This is a genomic window from Bradyrhizobium sp. USDA 3315 (assembly GCF_054056795.1).
In genome coordinates this window covers 1,523,270-1,539,647 of record NZ_JBSRYP010000001.1, presented here as the reverse complement: position 1 = coordinate 1,539,647, position 16,378 = coordinate 1,523,270, and the positions used below count along the sequence as shown (strand labels likewise).

The 16,378-nt window shown below is 64.7% G+C and carries 16 protein-coding genes; 10 read left to right on the top strand and 6 right to left on the bottom strand.

All coding sequences use genetic code 11. From position 1 onward, the window contains the following. Positions 1-12 precede the first annotated feature (12 nt). From ACVIYL_RS07130 to ACVIYL_RS07100, 7 genes are all read left to right on the top strand, one after another. Positions 13-552: a 4-hydroxylaminobenzoate lyase gene (locus ACVIYL_RS07130; protein WP_456778094.1), complete on the top strand. Its 540-nt coding sequence runs from the start codon at positions 13-15 to the stop codon at positions 550-552. A 38-nt stretch (positions 553-590) separates the two neighbouring features. After that, on the top strand, positions 591-1,292 hold the full coding sequence (gene pcaH / locus ACVIYL_RS07125) for a protocatechuate 3,4-dioxygenase subunit beta (protein ID WP_456778093.1): 702 nt from the start codon (positions 591-593) through the stop codon (positions 1,290-1,292). Beyond that, positions 1,293-1,895 (top strand): protocatechuate 3,4-dioxygenase subunit alpha, encoded by a 603-nt coding sequence (gene pcaG / locus ACVIYL_RS07120; RefSeq protein ID WP_456778092.1) that lies wholly within the window; start codon positions 1,293-1,295, stop codon positions 1,893-1,895. A 142-nt stretch (positions 1,896-2,037) separates the two neighbouring features. Next, positions 2,038-2,361 (top strand): ArsR/SmtB family transcription factor, encoded by a 324-nt coding sequence (locus tag ACVIYL_RS07115; RefSeq protein WP_092090579.1) that lies wholly within the window; start codon positions 2,038-2,040, stop codon positions 2,359-2,361. Positions 2,362-2,372: 11 nt separating this feature from the next. Next, positions 2,373-2,837 (top strand): SRPBCC domain-containing protein, encoded by a 465-nt coding sequence (locus ACVIYL_RS07110; protein WP_253606000.1) that lies wholly within the window; start codon positions 2,373-2,375, stop codon positions 2,835-2,837. A gap of 21 nt (positions 2,838-2,858) precedes the next feature. Further along, positions 2,859-3,710 (top strand): shikimate dehydrogenase, encoded by an 852-nt coding sequence (locus ACVIYL_RS07105; RefSeq protein WP_456778091.1) that lies wholly within the window; start codon positions 2,859-2,861, stop codon positions 3,708-3,710. Between the two features lie 16 nt (positions 3,711-3,726). Continuing rightward, positions 3,727-4,896 (top strand): Gfo/Idh/MocA family protein, encoded by a 1,170-nt coding sequence (locus tag ACVIYL_RS07100; RefSeq protein WP_456778090.1) that lies wholly within the window; start codon positions 3,727-3,729, stop codon positions 4,894-4,896. Positions 4,897-5,111: 215 nt separating this feature from the next. On the opposite strand, the gene ACVIYL_RS07095 is transcribed toward ACVIYL_RS07100, so the two are convergent. The 4 genes from ACVIYL_RS07095 to ACVIYL_RS07080 form a co-directional block, all read right to left on the bottom strand. Then, positions 5,112-6,422 carry an ABC transporter substrate-binding protein gene (locus ACVIYL_RS07095; protein WP_057016785.1) on the bottom strand — a complete coding sequence of 437 codons (1,311 nt, stop codon included), beginning with the start codon at positions 6,420-6,422 and terminating at the stop codon, positions 5,112-5,114. Positions 6,423-6,707: 285 nt separating this feature from the next. After that, complete coding sequence (locus ACVIYL_RS07090) at positions 6,708-8,264, bottom strand: MDR family MFS transporter (protein WP_456778089.1); 1,557 nt, start codon at positions 8,262-8,264, stop codon at positions 6,708-6,710. 81 nt (positions 8,265-8,345) lie between these two features. Next, positions 8,346-9,518, bottom strand: coding sequence for an HlyD family secretion protein (locus ACVIYL_RS07085; protein ID WP_456778088.1), 1,173 nt, complete (start codon positions 9,516-9,518; stop codon positions 8,346-8,348). Then, a complete protein-coding gene (locus ACVIYL_RS07080; protein WP_085970781.1) occupies positions 9,511-9,990 on the bottom strand; it encodes a MarR family winged helix-turn-helix transcriptional regulator in 480 nt (159 codons plus the stop codon). Before ACVIYL_RS07080 ends, ACVIYL_RS07085 begins: the two co-directional genes overlap by 8 nt. A 167-nt stretch (positions 9,991-10,157) precedes the next feature. Between ACVIYL_RS07080 and ACVIYL_RS07075 the strand changes: the two genes are divergently transcribed. Then, the gene (locus tag ACVIYL_RS07075) at positions 10,158-10,646 is read left to right on the top strand and encodes a Fur family transcriptional regulator (protein WP_026191999.1); all 489 of its coding nucleotides are present in this window, start codon (positions 10,158-10,160) and stop codon (positions 10,644-10,646) included. 231 nt (positions 10,647-10,877) lie between these two features. Further along, positions 10,878-11,834 carry a DMT family transporter gene (locus ACVIYL_RS07070; RefSeq protein ID WP_028343556.1) on the top strand — a complete coding sequence of 319 codons (957 nt, stop codon included), beginning with the start codon at positions 10,878-10,880 and terminating at the stop codon, positions 11,832-11,834. A 187-nt stretch (positions 11,835-12,021) separates the two neighbouring features. On the opposite strand, the gene ACVIYL_RS07065 is transcribed toward ACVIYL_RS07070, so the two are convergent. Together ACVIYL_RS07065 and ACVIYL_RS07060 are read right to left on the bottom strand one after the other, a co-directional pair. Beyond that, complete coding sequence (locus tag ACVIYL_RS07065; protein WP_456778087.1) at positions 12,022-13,290, bottom strand: DUF805 domain-containing protein; 1,269 nt, start codon at positions 13,288-13,290, stop codon at positions 12,022-12,024. Between the two features lie 554 nt (positions 13,291-13,844). Then, the gene (locus ACVIYL_RS07060) at positions 13,845-14,720 is read right to left on the bottom strand and encodes a sulfurtransferase (RefSeq protein ID WP_253606013.1); all 876 of its coding nucleotides are present in this window, start codon (positions 14,718-14,720) and stop codon (positions 13,845-13,847) included. Positions 14,721-14,979: 259 nt separating this feature from the next. Between ACVIYL_RS07060 and ispG the strand changes: the two genes are divergently transcribed. Next, positions 14,980-16,269 carry a flavodoxin-dependent (E)-4-hydroxy-3-methylbut-2-enyl-diphosphate synthase gene (ispG, locus tag ACVIYL_RS07055; protein WP_456778086.1) on the top strand — a complete coding sequence of 430 codons (1,290 nt, stop codon included), beginning with the start codon at positions 14,980-14,982 and terminating at the stop codon, positions 16,267-16,269. Positions 16,270-16,378 lie beyond the last annotated feature (109 nt).

Genomic DNA, 16,378 nt, shown 5'->3' with positions numbered 1-16,378 from the left:
CAGGAGAAAGTCATGGGAAGCCGGGAACAGCTTATCGAACGCAGCATTCCATTTCTGCGCGAGGTCAAGGACATGACGCCGAGCGCGGCGATGGAGCGATGGCTCAACGAGACCTATGGAGAGGACAGCGCGCTGTACCAGGATCTCGCCCGCCTCATCAAAATGGGAGTCGAGGAGGGCTGGGCGGCGAACCAGGAGGTGGAAGGTCCGAACTATCGGCGCAGCCGCATCCTCGAGCCGGTCCCCGAGACGTTCCAGTTCAGCATCACCGCGGTCTACATGAACAGCACCGATCCGCGCCGCTTCAAGGACGAGGACGATCGCGACGTGCTGCGCGGGCAATATCATGGTCACCCCTATGGCGAGCTCAACCTCGTCGTTCCCCTCGACAAGGGCGCGCAGTTGAAGGGGCTGCAGGGCTGGCAGGGGCCGGGCTGGACCGCGCCGGATCCCGGCAGCCGGCACTATCCGGAGGTCAGGGGCGGCGCGGTCATCGCGCTGTTCTTTCTGCCGGCCGGGCGCATCTCCTACGATTTCAAGGCGCCGGCCTGACGTTCGGCGCCAGCGGCAATCCGGTCCGGAGAATGCGCATGACATTGATCTATCCGGTCGCTTCGAACAGCGTCCATCCCGCGCGCCTGTCGCCTGCGTACCGCAGCGCGATCAAGCGCGTACCCTCAAAGCCGCTGATCCCGCTGCGGCACACGCTCTCGGAGCTGACCGGCCCGGTCTATGGTCATGAGACGGTGCGCGCGCACGACAACGACCTCACCATCCAGGCCAAGGGCGAGCCGCTCGGCGAGCGCATCATCGTGCACGGCTATGTGCTCGACGAGGACGGCCGTGGCGTGCCCAACACGCTGGTCGAGCTGTGGCAGGCCAATGCCTGCGGCCGCTACATTCATGTCGTCGATCAGCACCCGGCGCCGCTCGATCCCAACTTCACCGGCGCCGGCCGCACGCAGTCCGATGCCAAGGGCTATTACAAGTTCATCACCATCAAGCCCGGCGCCTATCCCTGGGGCAATCACCATAACGCCTGGCGGCCCGCGCATATCCACTTCTCGGTGTTCGGCCACTCGTTCGTCTCGCGGCTGGTGACCCAGATGTACTTCCCGGGCGATCCGCTGTTCCCGTTCGATCCGATCTTCAACTCGGTGACGGACGAGAAGGCGCGGGCGCGGATGATCTCGTCATTCGATCTCGAGAACACCAAGCCGGAATGGGCGCTGTGCTACCGCTTCGATATCGTGCTGCGCGGGCAGAGTGCCACGCCGATGGAGACCAGGTAAGTGTCGAACCCGCGTCCTGATGGAATCACGCCTTCGCAGACCGTCGGCCCCTATTTCAAGTATGGCCTGACGCCGAACGGCGAATATGAATGGAACGATGCCTTCACCAGCAACCTTCTGACGCCTGACGTCTCGGGCGAGCGCATCCGCGTCGAGGGCAAGGTCTATGACGGCGACGGCGCGGTGATCCCGGATTGCATGCTGGAGATCTGGCAGGCCGATAGCCAGGGCCGCTTCTCCGATCCGCAGGATGCGCGCGCGCTGCCCAATTCGAGCTTCAAGGGCTTTGGCCGCTGCGGCACCGACAAGAGCGGTGGCTACGCCTTCGACACCATCAAGCCGGGCGTGGTGCCGGATGCCGACGGCAAGCCGCAGGCGCCGCATATCGGGCTCGCGGTGTTCGCGCGCGGCATGCTGCTGCACCTCTACACAAGGATCTATTTCGACGACGAAGCCGGCAACGCCGCTGATTCTACGCTCGCACTGGTGCCGGCCGATCGCCGCGCGACGCTGATCGCCAGGCGCAAGGCCGGCGCGGGCAACGCCTACACCTTCGACGTCCATCTGCAGGGCGACAACGAGACGGTGTTCTTCGACGTCTAGCTGCGCGTCGCCAGCGGCGCGCAATTCCAGCATTGAAGGGATGACCGAAATCCGCTGCGCGCGTTCGCCGCGGCGGATTTCGCTTGACTATGCGTAATCAGTTATATAATGCATAAGTTATATAACTGATTTGAGATCAAATATGGCCAATCTCGACGCCGCCTTTTCCGCGCTCGCCGACCCGACCCGCCGGGCGATCCTGGCGCGCCTCGCGCTGGGCGAGGCGACTGTCATGGAACTGGTCGAGCCGTTCGACATGACCCAGCCCGCGATCTCCCGCCATCTCAAGGTGCTCGAGGGCGCCGGCCTGATCGTGCGGCGCATCGAAGGCACCAAGCGGCCGTGCCGGCTCGCGCCGACGGCGGTGGCCGAGATCGATCAATGGCTCGGCATGCTGCGCCGTGCGCTGGAAACCAATTACGACCGGCTGGACGACGTGCTGGCCGCAATGAAGCCTGAGCAGTGAAGGGTATCCCCATGAGCAAGTTGACGCTGAAGACCGAAGGCGACCGCTATGTCGTCGTGATCAGGCGCTTCGTCGCGCCGCCGGAGGCGGTGTATCGGGCTCATACCGAGCCGGAGCTGTTGCAGAAATGGCTCCTCGGTCCCGACGGCTGGACCATGCCGGTCTGCATCAGCGAGGCGAAGCCTGGCGGCAGGATCCGCTACGAATGGACCGACGGGAAGGGCGGCGGCTTTCATTTGACCGGCGAATATCTCGCGCTCGAACCGTTCAGCCGCATCGTGCATGTCGAGCGCATGCATCTGCCGGATCCGACGCCGGACAATCATGTCGAGACGCGCTTTGCGCCCGACGGCGACGGCACCTTGATGACGATGCGGATGACCTTGCCGGATGCCGAAACGCGCGCAGCGATGCTCGCGACCGGCATGGAGCACGGCATGGAAGACAGCTATGCTCGGCTCGACCGCATGAGCTGAACGCGACTGACGTGAGGGACAATGCGCGACCGTTTCCTGACGGGGCTGATTGGCTATCCGATCGCGCATTCGGCGGCGCCTGCGATGCACGAAGCGGCCGCAGCTGCGCTCGGCGTTCGCTCTCACTACCAGCTCATCGAGGTCAAGGGCGCCGGCCGCGACGAGTTGCGCGCGCTGCTCGAGGGCATCCGGCGGCTCGGCTTTGCCGGCGTCAATGTCACCTTTCCCTACAAGGAGGCGGTGGTCGAGCTGCTCGACGACCTCGCACCCAATGCGCGCGCGATCGGCGCGGTCAACACCATCGTCGCCGATGGCACGCGGCTGGTCGGGCACAACACCGACGCGTCAGGTTTTGTGCGTGCGATCGCGCCGCTGCTTGCATCAGCGCCGCGCGGCCCGATCGCGCTGATCGGTGCCGGCGGCGTCGGCAAGGCGATCGCCTTCGCGCTCGCCGGCCTCGGTGTCGGTGAAATCAGGATCTTCGACGCCGATGCTGCCAGGGCGGCACAGCTTGCGGCCCAGTTGCGGGATCGCCATGCGGTCCGCGCCGCTAGCGTCGAGGCAGCGGTCGATGGCGCGACCGGCGTCGTCAACGCAACGCCGGTCGGCATGCTGCCGAGCCGCGACAGTCCCGTGCCGGACAGCTTGTTGCGTCCGTCGATGTGGGTCGCCGATGCGGTCTACACGCCGCTATGGACGCCGTTGCTGTTGGCGGCCAAGGCCAAGGGCGCCAGAGTCCTGATCGGGCGCGATCTCGCGATCTACGCAGCAGCGGATGCGTTCGAGTTGTTCACGACAATGATGCCTTCGACGGATGTCATGGCAAATGCGTTCGACGCAGTGATGGCCGCACGCTACTCTCCGCCCGCTTGAAGGGCGGAGACACAAAATGACAAAAATCAGGATCGGGCTGGCCGGCTGCGGCTTCGTGTCGGAGCTGCATATGGTTGCCTACCGGCGCGTCTATGGCGTCGACGTCGAGGTGAGGGCGGTCGCGGCGCGCGGCGATCATGTCAATGCGTTCGCCCGCAAGCACGCAATCCCGAACGCCTATCGCAGCTTCGCCGAGCTGATCGCCGACCGCGAGCTTGACGTGATCGACATTTGCACGCCGCCGAACCTTCACGCCGCGATGATCGTCGAGGCGATGCAGGCCGGCAAGCACGTGATCTGCGAGAAGCCGTTCAGCGGTTATTTCGGCCGCGACGGCGACAAGGCGCCGATCGGCCGGCATGTGCCGAAAGCGCTGATGTACCAGCGGGTGATGGAGGAGATGGAGGTGACCCGCGCCGCGATCGAGCGAAGCGGACAACTCTTCATGTATGCCGAGGACTGGATCTACGCGCCGGCGGTGACCAAGACCGCGGAGATCATCCGCGCGACAGGCGACAAGATCCTGTTCATGAAGGGCGAGGAGAGCCATTCCGGCTCGCATGCGGCGCATGCCGCCGAGTGGGCGATGACCGGCGGCGGTTCGCTGATCCGGATGGGCTGCCATCCCTTGTCGGCGGTGCTCTATCTCAAGCAGGTCGAGGCCAAAGCCCGCGGCGAGGCCATCACGGTCGCAAGCGTCACCTGTGACGTCGGCAATGTCACCGCCGGCCTCAAGCCGGAAGAGCGCGCCTACATCAAGGCCAAGCCGGTCGATGTCGAGGATTGGGGCACGCTGACCGCAACCTTCTCCGACGGCACCAAGGCGACGGTGTTTTCCGGCGACATGATCATGGGCGGCGTGCGCAACCTGATCGAGACCTATACGAGCGGCGGCTCACTGTTTGCCAACATCACCCCGAACACGCATCTGACCAGCTACCAGACGAGCGAGGAGAAGCTCGCCTCCGTCTACATCACCGAAAAGGTCGATCGCAAAACCGGCTGGCAATATGTCTGTCTCGAGGAAGAATGGACCCGCGGCTACCTGCAGGAGATCCAGGATTTCATGGAGTGCATTGCGACTGGCCGGCAGCCCCTCGCGGACCTCGCGCTGGCGTATGAGACGACCAGGGTGAACTACGCCGGCTACTGGGCGGCGGATGAGGGCAGGCGGGTGGTGCTGTAGGGTGGCGGGAACGACGAGATTACGCGGGTATACTCACGCCAGACCCGTCATCCTGAGGAGCGCGTAGCGCGTCTCGAAGGATGCACGGCCCGGCCGGTGGCCGTCGATCCTTCGAGACGCCCGCAAGTGCGGGCTCCTCCAGCGACAAAGGCGAAGCCTTTGCGCGGGGATGACGGGGATAATTCTCCGGCGAGCCGCACAGCAAACGATCGTCCCTACGCCGCGTACACCGAGCCCTTCGGCAGCGGAAACACCGGATCCTGGGTGCGGATATTGGTCGGCCACACCACGGTGATGCGCTCGCCGGCGTTCTGCATCACGACCGGCGTCGAGCGCTCGTTCTGGCCGGACAGCGGCGTGCCCGGCGGATAGAACTTCACGCCATAGCCCTGGATGGTGCCGCCTGCGGGGATGTCGACGTCGAGCGCCGCCTTGCGGATCGCCTCGGGATCGAAGCCGCCGTACTTCTCCTTGGCGACCGGCAGCACATTGTTGAGCAGGATCCAGGTCTGGTTGAAGCCCATCGAGCAGTGCGGCGGCACTTCGGTCGCATTGGTCTTCTCGCGGTAGCGCGCGACCATGGTCTTGGTGAGGTCGCCGATTCCCGGCGCGAGCTTGGCGGGATCGAGCAGCTGCGCCGGCACCGGATCGATGTTGCAGAAATTGTCGATGTCGGCGCCGAAGGTCGCGCGCAGCTTGTCGAGCTGGCTGTAGCCCGCGCCGGCGCCGAACAGCATCTTGAACTTCAGCCCGCTCTCGCGTGCCTGGCGCAGGAACAGCGTGATGTCGGGATTGTAGCCGGCATGCGAGATCACGTCGGCCTTGGCGCGCTTCAGCTTGGTGACCAGCACCGAGAGATCGGGCGCGGAGGCGGAATAGCCCTCCTTCAGCGCGACCTGCAGCCCGACCTCCTTGGCGAAGGCCTCGTCCGCCGCGGCGACGCCGACGCCATAGGGCCCGTCCTCATGGATCAGCGCCACCTTGACGTCCTTCGGCTCCATGCCGAGCTTGGCCTTGGCGTGTTCGTTGATGAAGCTCGCGAAGGCCTGGCCGTACTGATCGGAATGGATCTGTGCGCGGAACACGTATTGCAGGTTCTTGTCCTTGAACACGGCGGTCGAGACGGCGGTCGTGATCCACAGAATCCGCTTCTGCTGCTCGACCTTGGCGGCGAGCGGCACCGCGTGGGAACTTGCGAACACGCCGTTGAGGATGTCGACCTTCTCCTGGTCGATCAGGCGATTGGCCTCGTTGATCGCGACATCGGGCTTACTCTGGGAATCGACGTTGACCGGCGCGATCTTGTACTTGCCACCGATGCCGCCCTTCTCGTTGACGAGGTCGATCGCGATCTGGGTGCCGATCGAGGAGGCGACCGAGCCGCCGGCGGCGAACGGGCCTGTCAGGTCGTAGATCACGCCGATCCGGACCGTCTCGGCCTGCGCCTGCGCCCGTGTCCAATCCAAGCTGAAAGCAGCGGCGGCAGCCGCTGAAGTCTTCAGCAGCGTCCTGCGTGAAGTCGGCATCGCGTCCTCCCCTGAAACCGTCAGTTGTGTGACGGGTCCTGCTTGTTTTCGCGGAGTATTGGGAGGCGAGGTCGGAAAGTCAACGCGGCTCGCTGCTGCGGCGTCTTGCGCTTTCGGAGGGGGCGTCCTCACTCTTTCACCGTCACCCTGAGGAGCGCGTAGCGCGTCTCGAAGGGTCGACGGCCACCAACGGGGCCGTGCATCCTTCGAGGCTCGCAAGTGCTCGCGCCTCAGGATGACGGTGTGACCAATCGCCCCGACACTCGGAGAACGTAGGGCGAAAACCTACTCCATCACCGCGGCATGATCCGACGGCGCCGACTGCGCGCGCAGCGCGGCCTTGGTCGAGCCGATCATCAGCGCGAGCGGGATCGAGACCAGGATGAACAGCATCACCAGCTGGTAGTCGTGCGAGAACGCGATGATCTGCGACTGCGCCGCCACCATCTTGTCGGCCATCGCGCGGCCGGCATCGGTGTTGAGGTTGATCATGCCCGATACGTCGGGCATCTGCAGCGCGTGGTTGAACGGATTGATCTGCTCCGACAGCTTTGCGTAGATTCGCCGTCCGCCTTCCGTCAGCTGCGCGATCACGATCGAGATGCCGACCGAGCTTGCGACGTTGCGCAGCAGCGTCAGCATCGAGGTGCCGTCGGTGCGCAGATGGTTGGGCAGCGACATGAACGCCACCGTCGACAGCGGCACGAACACGAGGCCGAAGCCAAAGCCCTGGACCACGCTGACGACGATGATCTCGTTGGCCTGCGTCATGTCGGTCCAGCCGGTCATCTGGAACAGCGAGGCCGCGGTCAGCGCCAGGCCGGAGATGATCAGCGTGCGCGCCTCGATATAGCGCATCATGCGGCCGACCAGCATCATCGCGACGAAGGTGCCGGCGCCGCGGGTCGCCAACAACAGGCCCGCGGTGATGATCGGGTAGCCGACCACGTTCTGCAGATAGGGCGAGGACAGCGCCATCGTCGAATACAGCACGAGGCCCATGACAGTCATGAACACGCAGCCGCCGAGGAAGTTCTTGTCCTTGAACAGCGCGAACTGGATGAACGGCCGGCTGGTCGTCAGCGAATGGGCGAAGAAATAGTAGAAGCCGATCGCGGAGACGATGAATTCGATCATGATCTCGTTGGATTCCAGCCAGCCGAGCTGCTCGCCGCGGTCGAGCGCGAGCTGCAGCGAACCGATCGCGACCGCGAGCGCGCCGAACCCGAACCAGTCGAAGCGCAGATTGAGGTCTTGCTTGGTCTCGTCCATGAAGACGGCAAGGCCGAGCACGGTGATGGCGCCGAATGGCAGGTTGACGAAGAACACCCAGTGCCAGGAATAGGTCTCGGTCAGCCAGGCGCCGAGCGAGGGCCCCATGATCGGGCCCATCATCACGCCCATGCCCCAGATCGACATCGCTTTCGCGCGCTCATGCAGCGCGTAAGAGTCGAGCATCACGGCCTGCGACAGCGGCACCAGCGCCGCGCCGAACACGCCCTGCAGCAGGCGGAACAGCACCATCTGGTTGATGTCCTGCGCCAGGCCGCAGAACACCGAGGCGACGGTGAAGCCGGCCGAGCAGATGATGAAGATGCGCTTGCGGCCATAGCGGTTGGCGATCCAGCCCACCGGCGCGGTCATGATCGCGGCCGCGACGATGTAGGAGGTCAGCACCCAGTTGATCTGGTCCTGCGAGGCCGACAGCGAGCCCTGCATATAGGGCAGCGCGACGTTGGCGATCGTGGTGTCGAGCGCCTGCATGATCGTCGCGGTCATCGCGCAGATCGTCACCATGTTCCGGCGCATGCCGGGTACGGCGGATGGTGACGGTGCATTCATTCAGGTCGGTCCTGTTCGAGCGTTGGAAACCCGCTCCCCCGCAAGCGGGAGAGGGGGCGCACTGTCTCCCGCTTCTTCTCTCTACTCGTGGTCCGGGTGCGCCGAGGCCGGCGCCAGCCCGAGCAGGCCGGCCAGTGTGCGGCGGTGGTTGGTGTCGATCGTCGCGTAGACGCTCATGCCGGCTTTCAGCTTCTTCACGAACGGATCGTTCTCGTCGAAATAGATCCGCACCGGCACGCGCTGCACCACCTTGACGAAGTTGCCGGTCGCGTTCTGCGGCGGCAGGATCGCGAACTGTGCGCCGGTGCCGGGCGACAGCGAGCCGACCTTGCCCTTGAACCGATGGTTGGGGAACGCGTCGACGTCGAGCTCAACCGGCTGGCCGACCGCGACATAGGTGAAGTCGCTTTCCTTCGGATTGGCGTCGACCCAGGGATGGTCGACGTCGATGATCGAGAACACCGGCGAGCCGGCGGCGACGAAGCGGCCGAGCTGGATCTGGTCGACCTGGGTCGCGACGCCGTCCATCGGCGCGCGCAGCACGGTGTGGTCGAGATTGCGCTGGGCGTCGTCGAGCTTGGCCTTGGCCTGGGCGTAGGGCGGGAACTGTTCGATCGGCAGGTCGATGTCGCCGAGCAGCTGCGTCTTGTCCTTGGAGATCTGCTGCCTGATGTATTGCGCGAGACTCTCGGCCGTCACTTGCGCATTCGCCGCATTGTCGAGGTCGAGCTGCGAGCCGAAATTCTGCTTGGCCAGCGTCGACTTGCGATCGACGTCGCGCTTCTTCAATTCGATGCTCTGCTGGGCGAATTCCAGCATCCTGCCGTTGATCTTGATGTTGTCGACCAGGTTGTCATAGGTGGTCCTGGTCTGGTCGAGCGCAGCCTTGGCCTGCGCCACCGCGAGGCGGAACGGCACCGGGTCGATTTCGAACAGTTCGTCGCCCTTCTTGACGTGCTGGCCTTCCTTCACGACGATCTTGTCGATCTTGCCGGAGATTTCCGGCGTGATCAGCACCTTCTGCGCCCCGACATAGGCATCGTCGGTGCCGACATAGCGGCCGCCATTGAGATAGAACACGATGCCGCCGATCGCAGCGAGCGTCGGCAGCACGACCAGCAGCAGTGTGCGGCGATAGCGCCGCAGGCCCGCCATCAGGCGGCGGCGCGGCGCGCGGCTGGCCTTGCCCGACGGGGTGGGCTCGCCCGGATTGTTCTTCTGCTCGGGAGCCAGCTTGAGGACGGGTTCAGCCATAGCGCTGTTCCTTTCGGGAGGGCTCGCCGGCTGGGGTCTGGACGGCATTGCGAACGTTTTCCTTGATCGATTCCAATTGGGTGAGCAGGCGATACGCGTCAGCGGGGCTGATGCCCTCGAGCGCGGTCGCGGTGAGTTCGGAGCGGAGGCCGGCGAGCTTGCCGAGCAGCGGGCGGGCGGCCTTCTTCAGATAGAGGCGGTTGACGCGGCGGTCGTTCTCGTCGCTGCGGCGTTCGATCCAGCCATTGTCGCAGAGCTTGTCGATCAGCCGCGTCAGCGTGATCGGCTGCACCTCGAGCAGCTCGGCGAGCTCGGTCTGTTTCAACCCTTCCTGGCGTTCCACCTTGGACAGCACGGCCCATTGCGCGCGGGTGATGCCGTAGCGTGCGGCCTCCTTGTCGGCATAGACGCGGATCAGCCGGAACACCTCGCCCAGCGTAAACAAGAAATCGGTGTCCACCGAACCGCGCATCGATCCTGCCTCCATAAGCTTGGGATATAATAAGCTTGCTTATGATTTCTGCATGCCGGGTTAACGCGAGGCTGCCCCGCATTGCGGGCATGGCTGCAACGCGGCGGCGAACCGGGGTTGGGAGCCGGGCTTTGGGAACGGGCGCGCAAATGCTACATATCGAGGCAATGAGCCTGGCCAAGCCGACATTTCCTGCCCCCGACCACGATCACGGCCGCTGCGCCGCGGACGCGATGGCGCATGCCGAGCAGGTTTGTGCGCGCCGCGGCCAGAAATTCACCCCGATCCGCCGTCAGGTGCTGCAGGCGCTGCTGTCGAGCCATCGCCCGCTCGGCGCCTATGAGGTGATCGACGAGCTGGCCAAGACGATGCCGCGGCCGGCACCGATTACCGTCTACCGCGCGCTCGACTTCCTGATGGAGAACGGCCTCGTCCACCGCATCGAGAGCCGCAACGCCTTCCTCGCCTGCGCGCATGACCATGACGAGACCTCGATGGTGGCGTTTTTGATCTGCGACCATTGCGGCTCGGTCGGCGAGATCCCGGCCGCCCCCGTCGCGCAAAGCCTGACCGCGGCGGCGCGGGCCTCGGGGTTCATCCCGAAACTCTCCGTCGTCGAGATCGCCGGCACCTGTGCGCACTGCCAGAAGACGTGATGGCGCGATGGTTTCAGCTAACTCGCACTGCTTTCGAGCTACCTCGCCCCGCTTGCGGGGAGAGGTCGAAATTCGCGGTAGCGAATTTCGGGTGAGAGGGACTCTCCGCACGCTCGCCTCTATCGAATTTGCGGCGACGGCCCCTCACCCCAACCCTCTCCCCGCAAGAGCGGGGCGAGGGAGCCCAACCGGCAATTAACAACACGGCACCAAGCCGGCCCGCGAGGAAACATGTCGACCCAAGCGATCTCCGCCAGCGTCACAAGGCCCGTCAGCGTCGGACACGGGCTGCCGCCCGGCGCCATCGCCGTGATGCTGATGCTGTGCGTGAGCTGGGGCTTCAACCAGCTCGCGGTCAAGCTTGCGCTGCCCGACGTGCCGCCGATGCTGCAGGCGATGATCCGCTCCGCCGGCGCGCTGCCGGTGATGCTGATCGTCGGCCACCTGCGCGGGGTCAAATTCTTCGAGCGCGACGGCACGCTCGTGCCCGGGATCATCGCCGGGCTGATGTTCGGCTGCGAGTTCGTGCTGATCTTCACCGGACTGGTCTTCACCTCGGCCTCGCGCGCCTCGGTGTTCCTCTACACCGCTCCGTTCTTCGTTGCGCTCGGCTCGCACCAGTTCCTCGGCGAGCGTCTCTCGACCGTGCAGTGGAGCGGGCTTGCGCTGAGCTTTGCCGGCGTCGCGCTCGCGATCGGCGTGCCGCAGCCGAACGTCGATGCCAAGGTGCTGCTCGGCGACCTCATGGTGGTCGGCGGCGGCGCGCTGTGGGCGGCAACTACGCTGGTCGCCAAGGGCACGGGCTTGCGCAAGGCCGCGCCGGAAAAGGCGCTCGGCTACCAGGTCGCGATCTCGATTCCGATCCTCGGCCTCGCCGCCTGGATCGCGGGCGAGCGCATCGAGCATGTGCCGAGCGCGCTGTCGATCTCGCTGCTCGCCTATCAGGCGGTCTGGGTGGTGGGCTGCACGTTTGTCATCTGGTTCGCGATGGTGAAAACCTACTCCGCGAGCAAGCTGTCGGCCTTCACCTTCGTCACGCCACTGTTCGGCGTCGTCGCGGCCTATTTCATCATGCACGACACGCTGACGGCGGTGTTCGGCGTCGCCGCGCTGCTGGTGATCGCAGGGCTCTATCTCGTCAACAAGCCCGACCCGAAGGTGACGCCGGATCCCAACGTGCCGGCGTGAGGCTATCCTGGGTGCCGTGCGCTCAACTCTCTCCCCGTCATGCTGAGGAGCGCGGAACGCGCGTCTCGAAGCACGACGGCCCAGCCGGCAGCCGGGCCGTTCATCCTTCGAGGCTCGCAAGAGCTCGCGCCTCAGGATGACGAGCAAAGAGGAGCGGAATGCCGCAGACAACCGGAGCGCAATCCCGTTACATCATCCGCTCATGCATCTCGAAATCGACGTAGACCGGCGGAAGATGCAGCCCGCGGCCGGCAAGCATTTTTGCGCTCCCGGCTCCGAGATCGGTGACCTCGAGTGAGATGCCGAGCCCGTCCCGGTAGAGGATCGGCTGATAGCCCTTGATGATTCTCTGGCCGAACGCGGGATAGGGCGGCGCGCCATCGGAGAACGCGTGGCGGAATGCCTGGTAGAGCGTCGACGATCGCAGGGTCTCCATCGCGGCGCGCCCATGCCCTTCGGCAAGGCAGATGCGGATTCGGAAATAGGTGTTGTAGCTTTGATGCAGCTTCTCGATCGCAATGAATCCGGCTGCGTCCGCTCCGTCGAGCGCGTAATAGGCCGTCGTCCGATCCTGTTCCGGCGTCGCCGTCTCGGCCGCCTGCAACTGCTCTTTCTCCTTGTGCAGCAGGCCGGCAATGTCGGTCTGTCCCGCGTCCTTGCGCAGTTCAACTGCGCAATTGCTCACGATGCTGGCGCTTGCGCGATGGTTCAGGTCGATCTCCGCGCCGCCGTCCCGTAGGGCGTGCCAGCCGGCGGCCTCAAGTCGCGCCCCTGATCCGGAAAACAGCGCGTTGAATGGCGGTGAGGTGATGCCGTGTCCGTAACGCGCGCAGAGATCGACGACGATCCCGCACGCGGCAGTGACGCCGGGGTCGGTTTTGTCGGCGACGGCCGATGTCCCGCCATCCGCCGGGATCGCGAATACGGCCATGACGGCTTTGGAAAAACCGGAGACCTTGCGTTCCGCCTCTCGCCTGGCGAGCACGGCCGGATCAGGCGGAGGTGCTTCCGATGAATCGACGCCGGACCTCGCCCGTGCCGTCGAAGCGGTCTGCAGGCTTCGGCGGCCGAGTGCGGCGAGGAAGCAGAAGGCAGAGAAAGCAAAGGCGCAGGTCGCCGGGATCGCGGCGATCAATCCATACGGCACGTGCACGCCAAACCATGCCTCGATGCGATCCTGGACAGCGGAAAAGAAGTAGAAGATGACAAACGGCGCAACGGCGAAGAACACCGCAAGGCCGGTGGTCAGGCCACTGTCGTGGAAGCGCCGGGCCGTCACGGCAAACAGCGGCAGCGCTATTGCGACGGCGGCGTAGACCGTCTTGTCGAGCTGATGGGCTGCGAGCAGGAGCAGCAGACAAAAGCCGAAGAACCACCAGAACTCGGCGCGCGAAGCCCGTCCGGTGAAATCAGCATACTTCCTGAAACAGGTGGCGATCGACACGGTGGGATGCACGACCATCTCCGGCAGACGGCAGCACTCTAGCGGCGAAGATTTACGTTTCCCTATTGCTGAGCGGACAATTGTGGCCTTCAGGCGCAATTGCGGACGGTATCGATTTACGTCAACATCGCCTCCACGAAGGCTCCCATGCGAGGGATGCCGTTGGAGGCGCGCCGATGCCAACCGATGCCACCGATGCAATTGAAGCCGGAATCCGGTCCGCGTTCACGGCATACTCCAAGGAGGATGATCCGGACTGGCGGAGCGCGTGCTGGATCAAGCCGGATGAGTGCTCCCACCTCGCACGGAGCATCTTGAAGGAATTGGCGGCCCGCGGCCTTGAGATCGTCAAGAAGCCGGCTTGATCGGCTCAAGACTCCGACGATTCATGTCACGAGAATGCGGATGTATGCCTCATCGGCGCGCCAAACATTCAGCGTCGTCCTGGCGAAGGCCAGGACCCATTACCCCAACTGTCGGTTGTCGCGCGACGCTGGGGGCCGCTTTCCCGTTCACAAGCAAATTCGCCTTCGCCAGGACGACGGAGGAGACATCGCGCTTCCCCACTAACCCCTCTCGATTGGCAGGGACTCATCCTTCGCCCATTCGCCCATCGAGCCGTCATAGAGCGTGAGATTGTCGTAGCCGAGCCGATGCAGCTGGAACAGGTCGATGGTCGCGGAGATGCCGCCGCCGCAATAGGCGACGACGCGCTTGTCCTTGGTGATGCCTTGCGCAGCAAACGTCGCTTCGGCCTCCTCAAGCGGCACGAACGTCTTGTGCTTGGGATCGATCAAGGTCGCCGCCGGCACGCTGACGCTGCCGGGGATGCGGCCGGGTCGGCCGTAACGGCTCGGCTCCAGTCCCTTGTAGAATTGCGGGCCGAGCGCGTTGACGATGACGGTGTCGCCCTCCGTGGTCGCGGCGAGCACGTCATGCTTGTCGACGAACATGCCGTCCTTCGGCCGCGCCGGAAACGTCGCCGGCGGATAGCCGCCGGCAAGTCCGGTCTCGATGTCGCGTCCTTCGGCGGTCCATTTGTCGATGCCGCCGTCGAGCACGGCGGCACCCTCGAAGCCGAGCGAGCGCAGCATCCACCAGAACCGCGTCGCCCACATTGCGGTGCCGATCGAATAGAGCACGACGCGGCTGCCCGCCGAGATGCCGTGGCGGCCGAACGCGGCTTCGAGCTGCGCTGTCGGCGGCATCATGAAACGCAGATGGGTATTGGCCTCGGAGAATTCGGCCTGCAAATCCAGGAAATTCGCGCCCGGGATGTGGCCGGCCTCGAACGTCTGGCGGCCCGAGACGACAATATAGGGAACGTTGCTGCCGGCGGGAGCCGGCTCCAGATAGGTCGTGCAGTCGAACAGGCGAAGGTCCGGCCGGGTCAGGATCTCGGCAAGTTCCGCCGTGGTGATCAGCTCGCTGTTGCCGGCCATTTTGCGTCCTCCCGGTGTGTGTTTAACGGGATGCTAAGATGCGCCAGATCACATGAAAAGCTGTCACTTTGCCCTTTGATTCACCCCAATCCGGTCCAATATAGCGGGGCATGCAGGACGCCGCTGCATGGCTTGCGTTTGGCCTCAATCGGCGCCATAAGCTATTGAATTCACTCCGAAACACGATCGTTTGGCCCGCCGCGCGCGAGGCTCATCGCCCCCTTGGTGAATGTCACCAAAACCTGATATTCGAGACGCCATGAACAAGCCCGAGATTTTGCCGCAAGACGACGTCGCCGGCCCCGCGCCGCGGCACCAAACCACGCAGGTCATGGTCGGCAACGTCGCCGTCGGCGGCGGTGCGCCGATCGTCGTGCAGTCGATGACCAACACCGACACCGCCGATGTGGACGGCACCATCGCCCAGGTTGCCGCGCTGTCTCGCGCCGGCTCCGAGATGGTCCGCATCACCGTCGACCGCGAGGAAGCCGCTGCCGCCGTGCCGCACATCCGTGACGGCCTGCGCAAGCGCGGCATCACCACGCCCCTGATCGGCGACTTCCACTATATCGGCCACAAGCTGCTCGCCGAATATCCGGCCTGCGCCGAGGCGCTCGACAAGTACCGCATCAATCCCGGCAATGTCGGCTTCAAGAACAAGCGCGATACGCAGTTCGCCGACATCATCGAGATCGCCAACAAGAACAACAAGCCGGTGCGCATCGGCGCCAATTGGGGTTCGCTCGACCAGGAGCTGCTCACCAAGCTGATGGACGAGAATACGGCCTCGGCCAATCCGCGCGATGCCCGCGCGGTGACCCGCGAGGCGATGGTGCAGTCGGCGCTGCTGTCGGCCGCGCGTGCGCAAGAGCTCGGCATGCCGAAGAACAAGATCATCCTGTCGGCCAAGGTGTCGGCCGTGCAGGACCTGATCGCGGTCTATCAGGAAGTCGTGCGCCGCTCGGATTATGCGATCCATCTCGGCCTCACCGAGGCCGGCATGGGCTCGAAGGGCATCGTGGCCTCCTCGGCCGCGCTGGGCATCCTGCTGCAGCAGGGCATCGGCGACACCATCCGCATCTCGCTGACGCCGGAGCCCGGCGGCGATCGCACGCTGGAAGTGCAGGTCGCGCAGGAATTGCTGCAGACCATGGGCTTCCGTACCTTCGTGCCGCTGGTTGCGGCATGCCCGGGCTGCGGCCGCACGACCTCGACCACGTTCCAGGAGCTGGCGCGCTCGATCCAGGATTTCATCCGCGACGAGATGCCGGCCTGGAAGACCAAGTATCCGGGCGTCGAGCAGCTCAACGTCGCGGTGATGGGCTGCATCGTCAACGGCCCGGGCGAATCCAAGCATGCCAATATCGGCATCTCGCTGCCCGGTACCGGCGAAGCGCCGGCCGCGCCTGTCTTCGTCGACGGCAAGAAGTTCCGCACCCTGCGCGGTCCGGGCATCGCCGCCGACTTCAAGGCATTGGTGATCGACTATATCGACCAGCGCTACGGCAACGGCGCCAAGCTGCCGGAGCAGGCCGCCGCCGCGGAGTAGTTTCACTCCGCGCGTGACCCACACTCAACCGTTGTTCCTGCCTAGTGCGCAATTGCGCACGGGAGCAGGGACCCATAGCCACAGGATGTGGTTGTGGCGCGAGATGCGG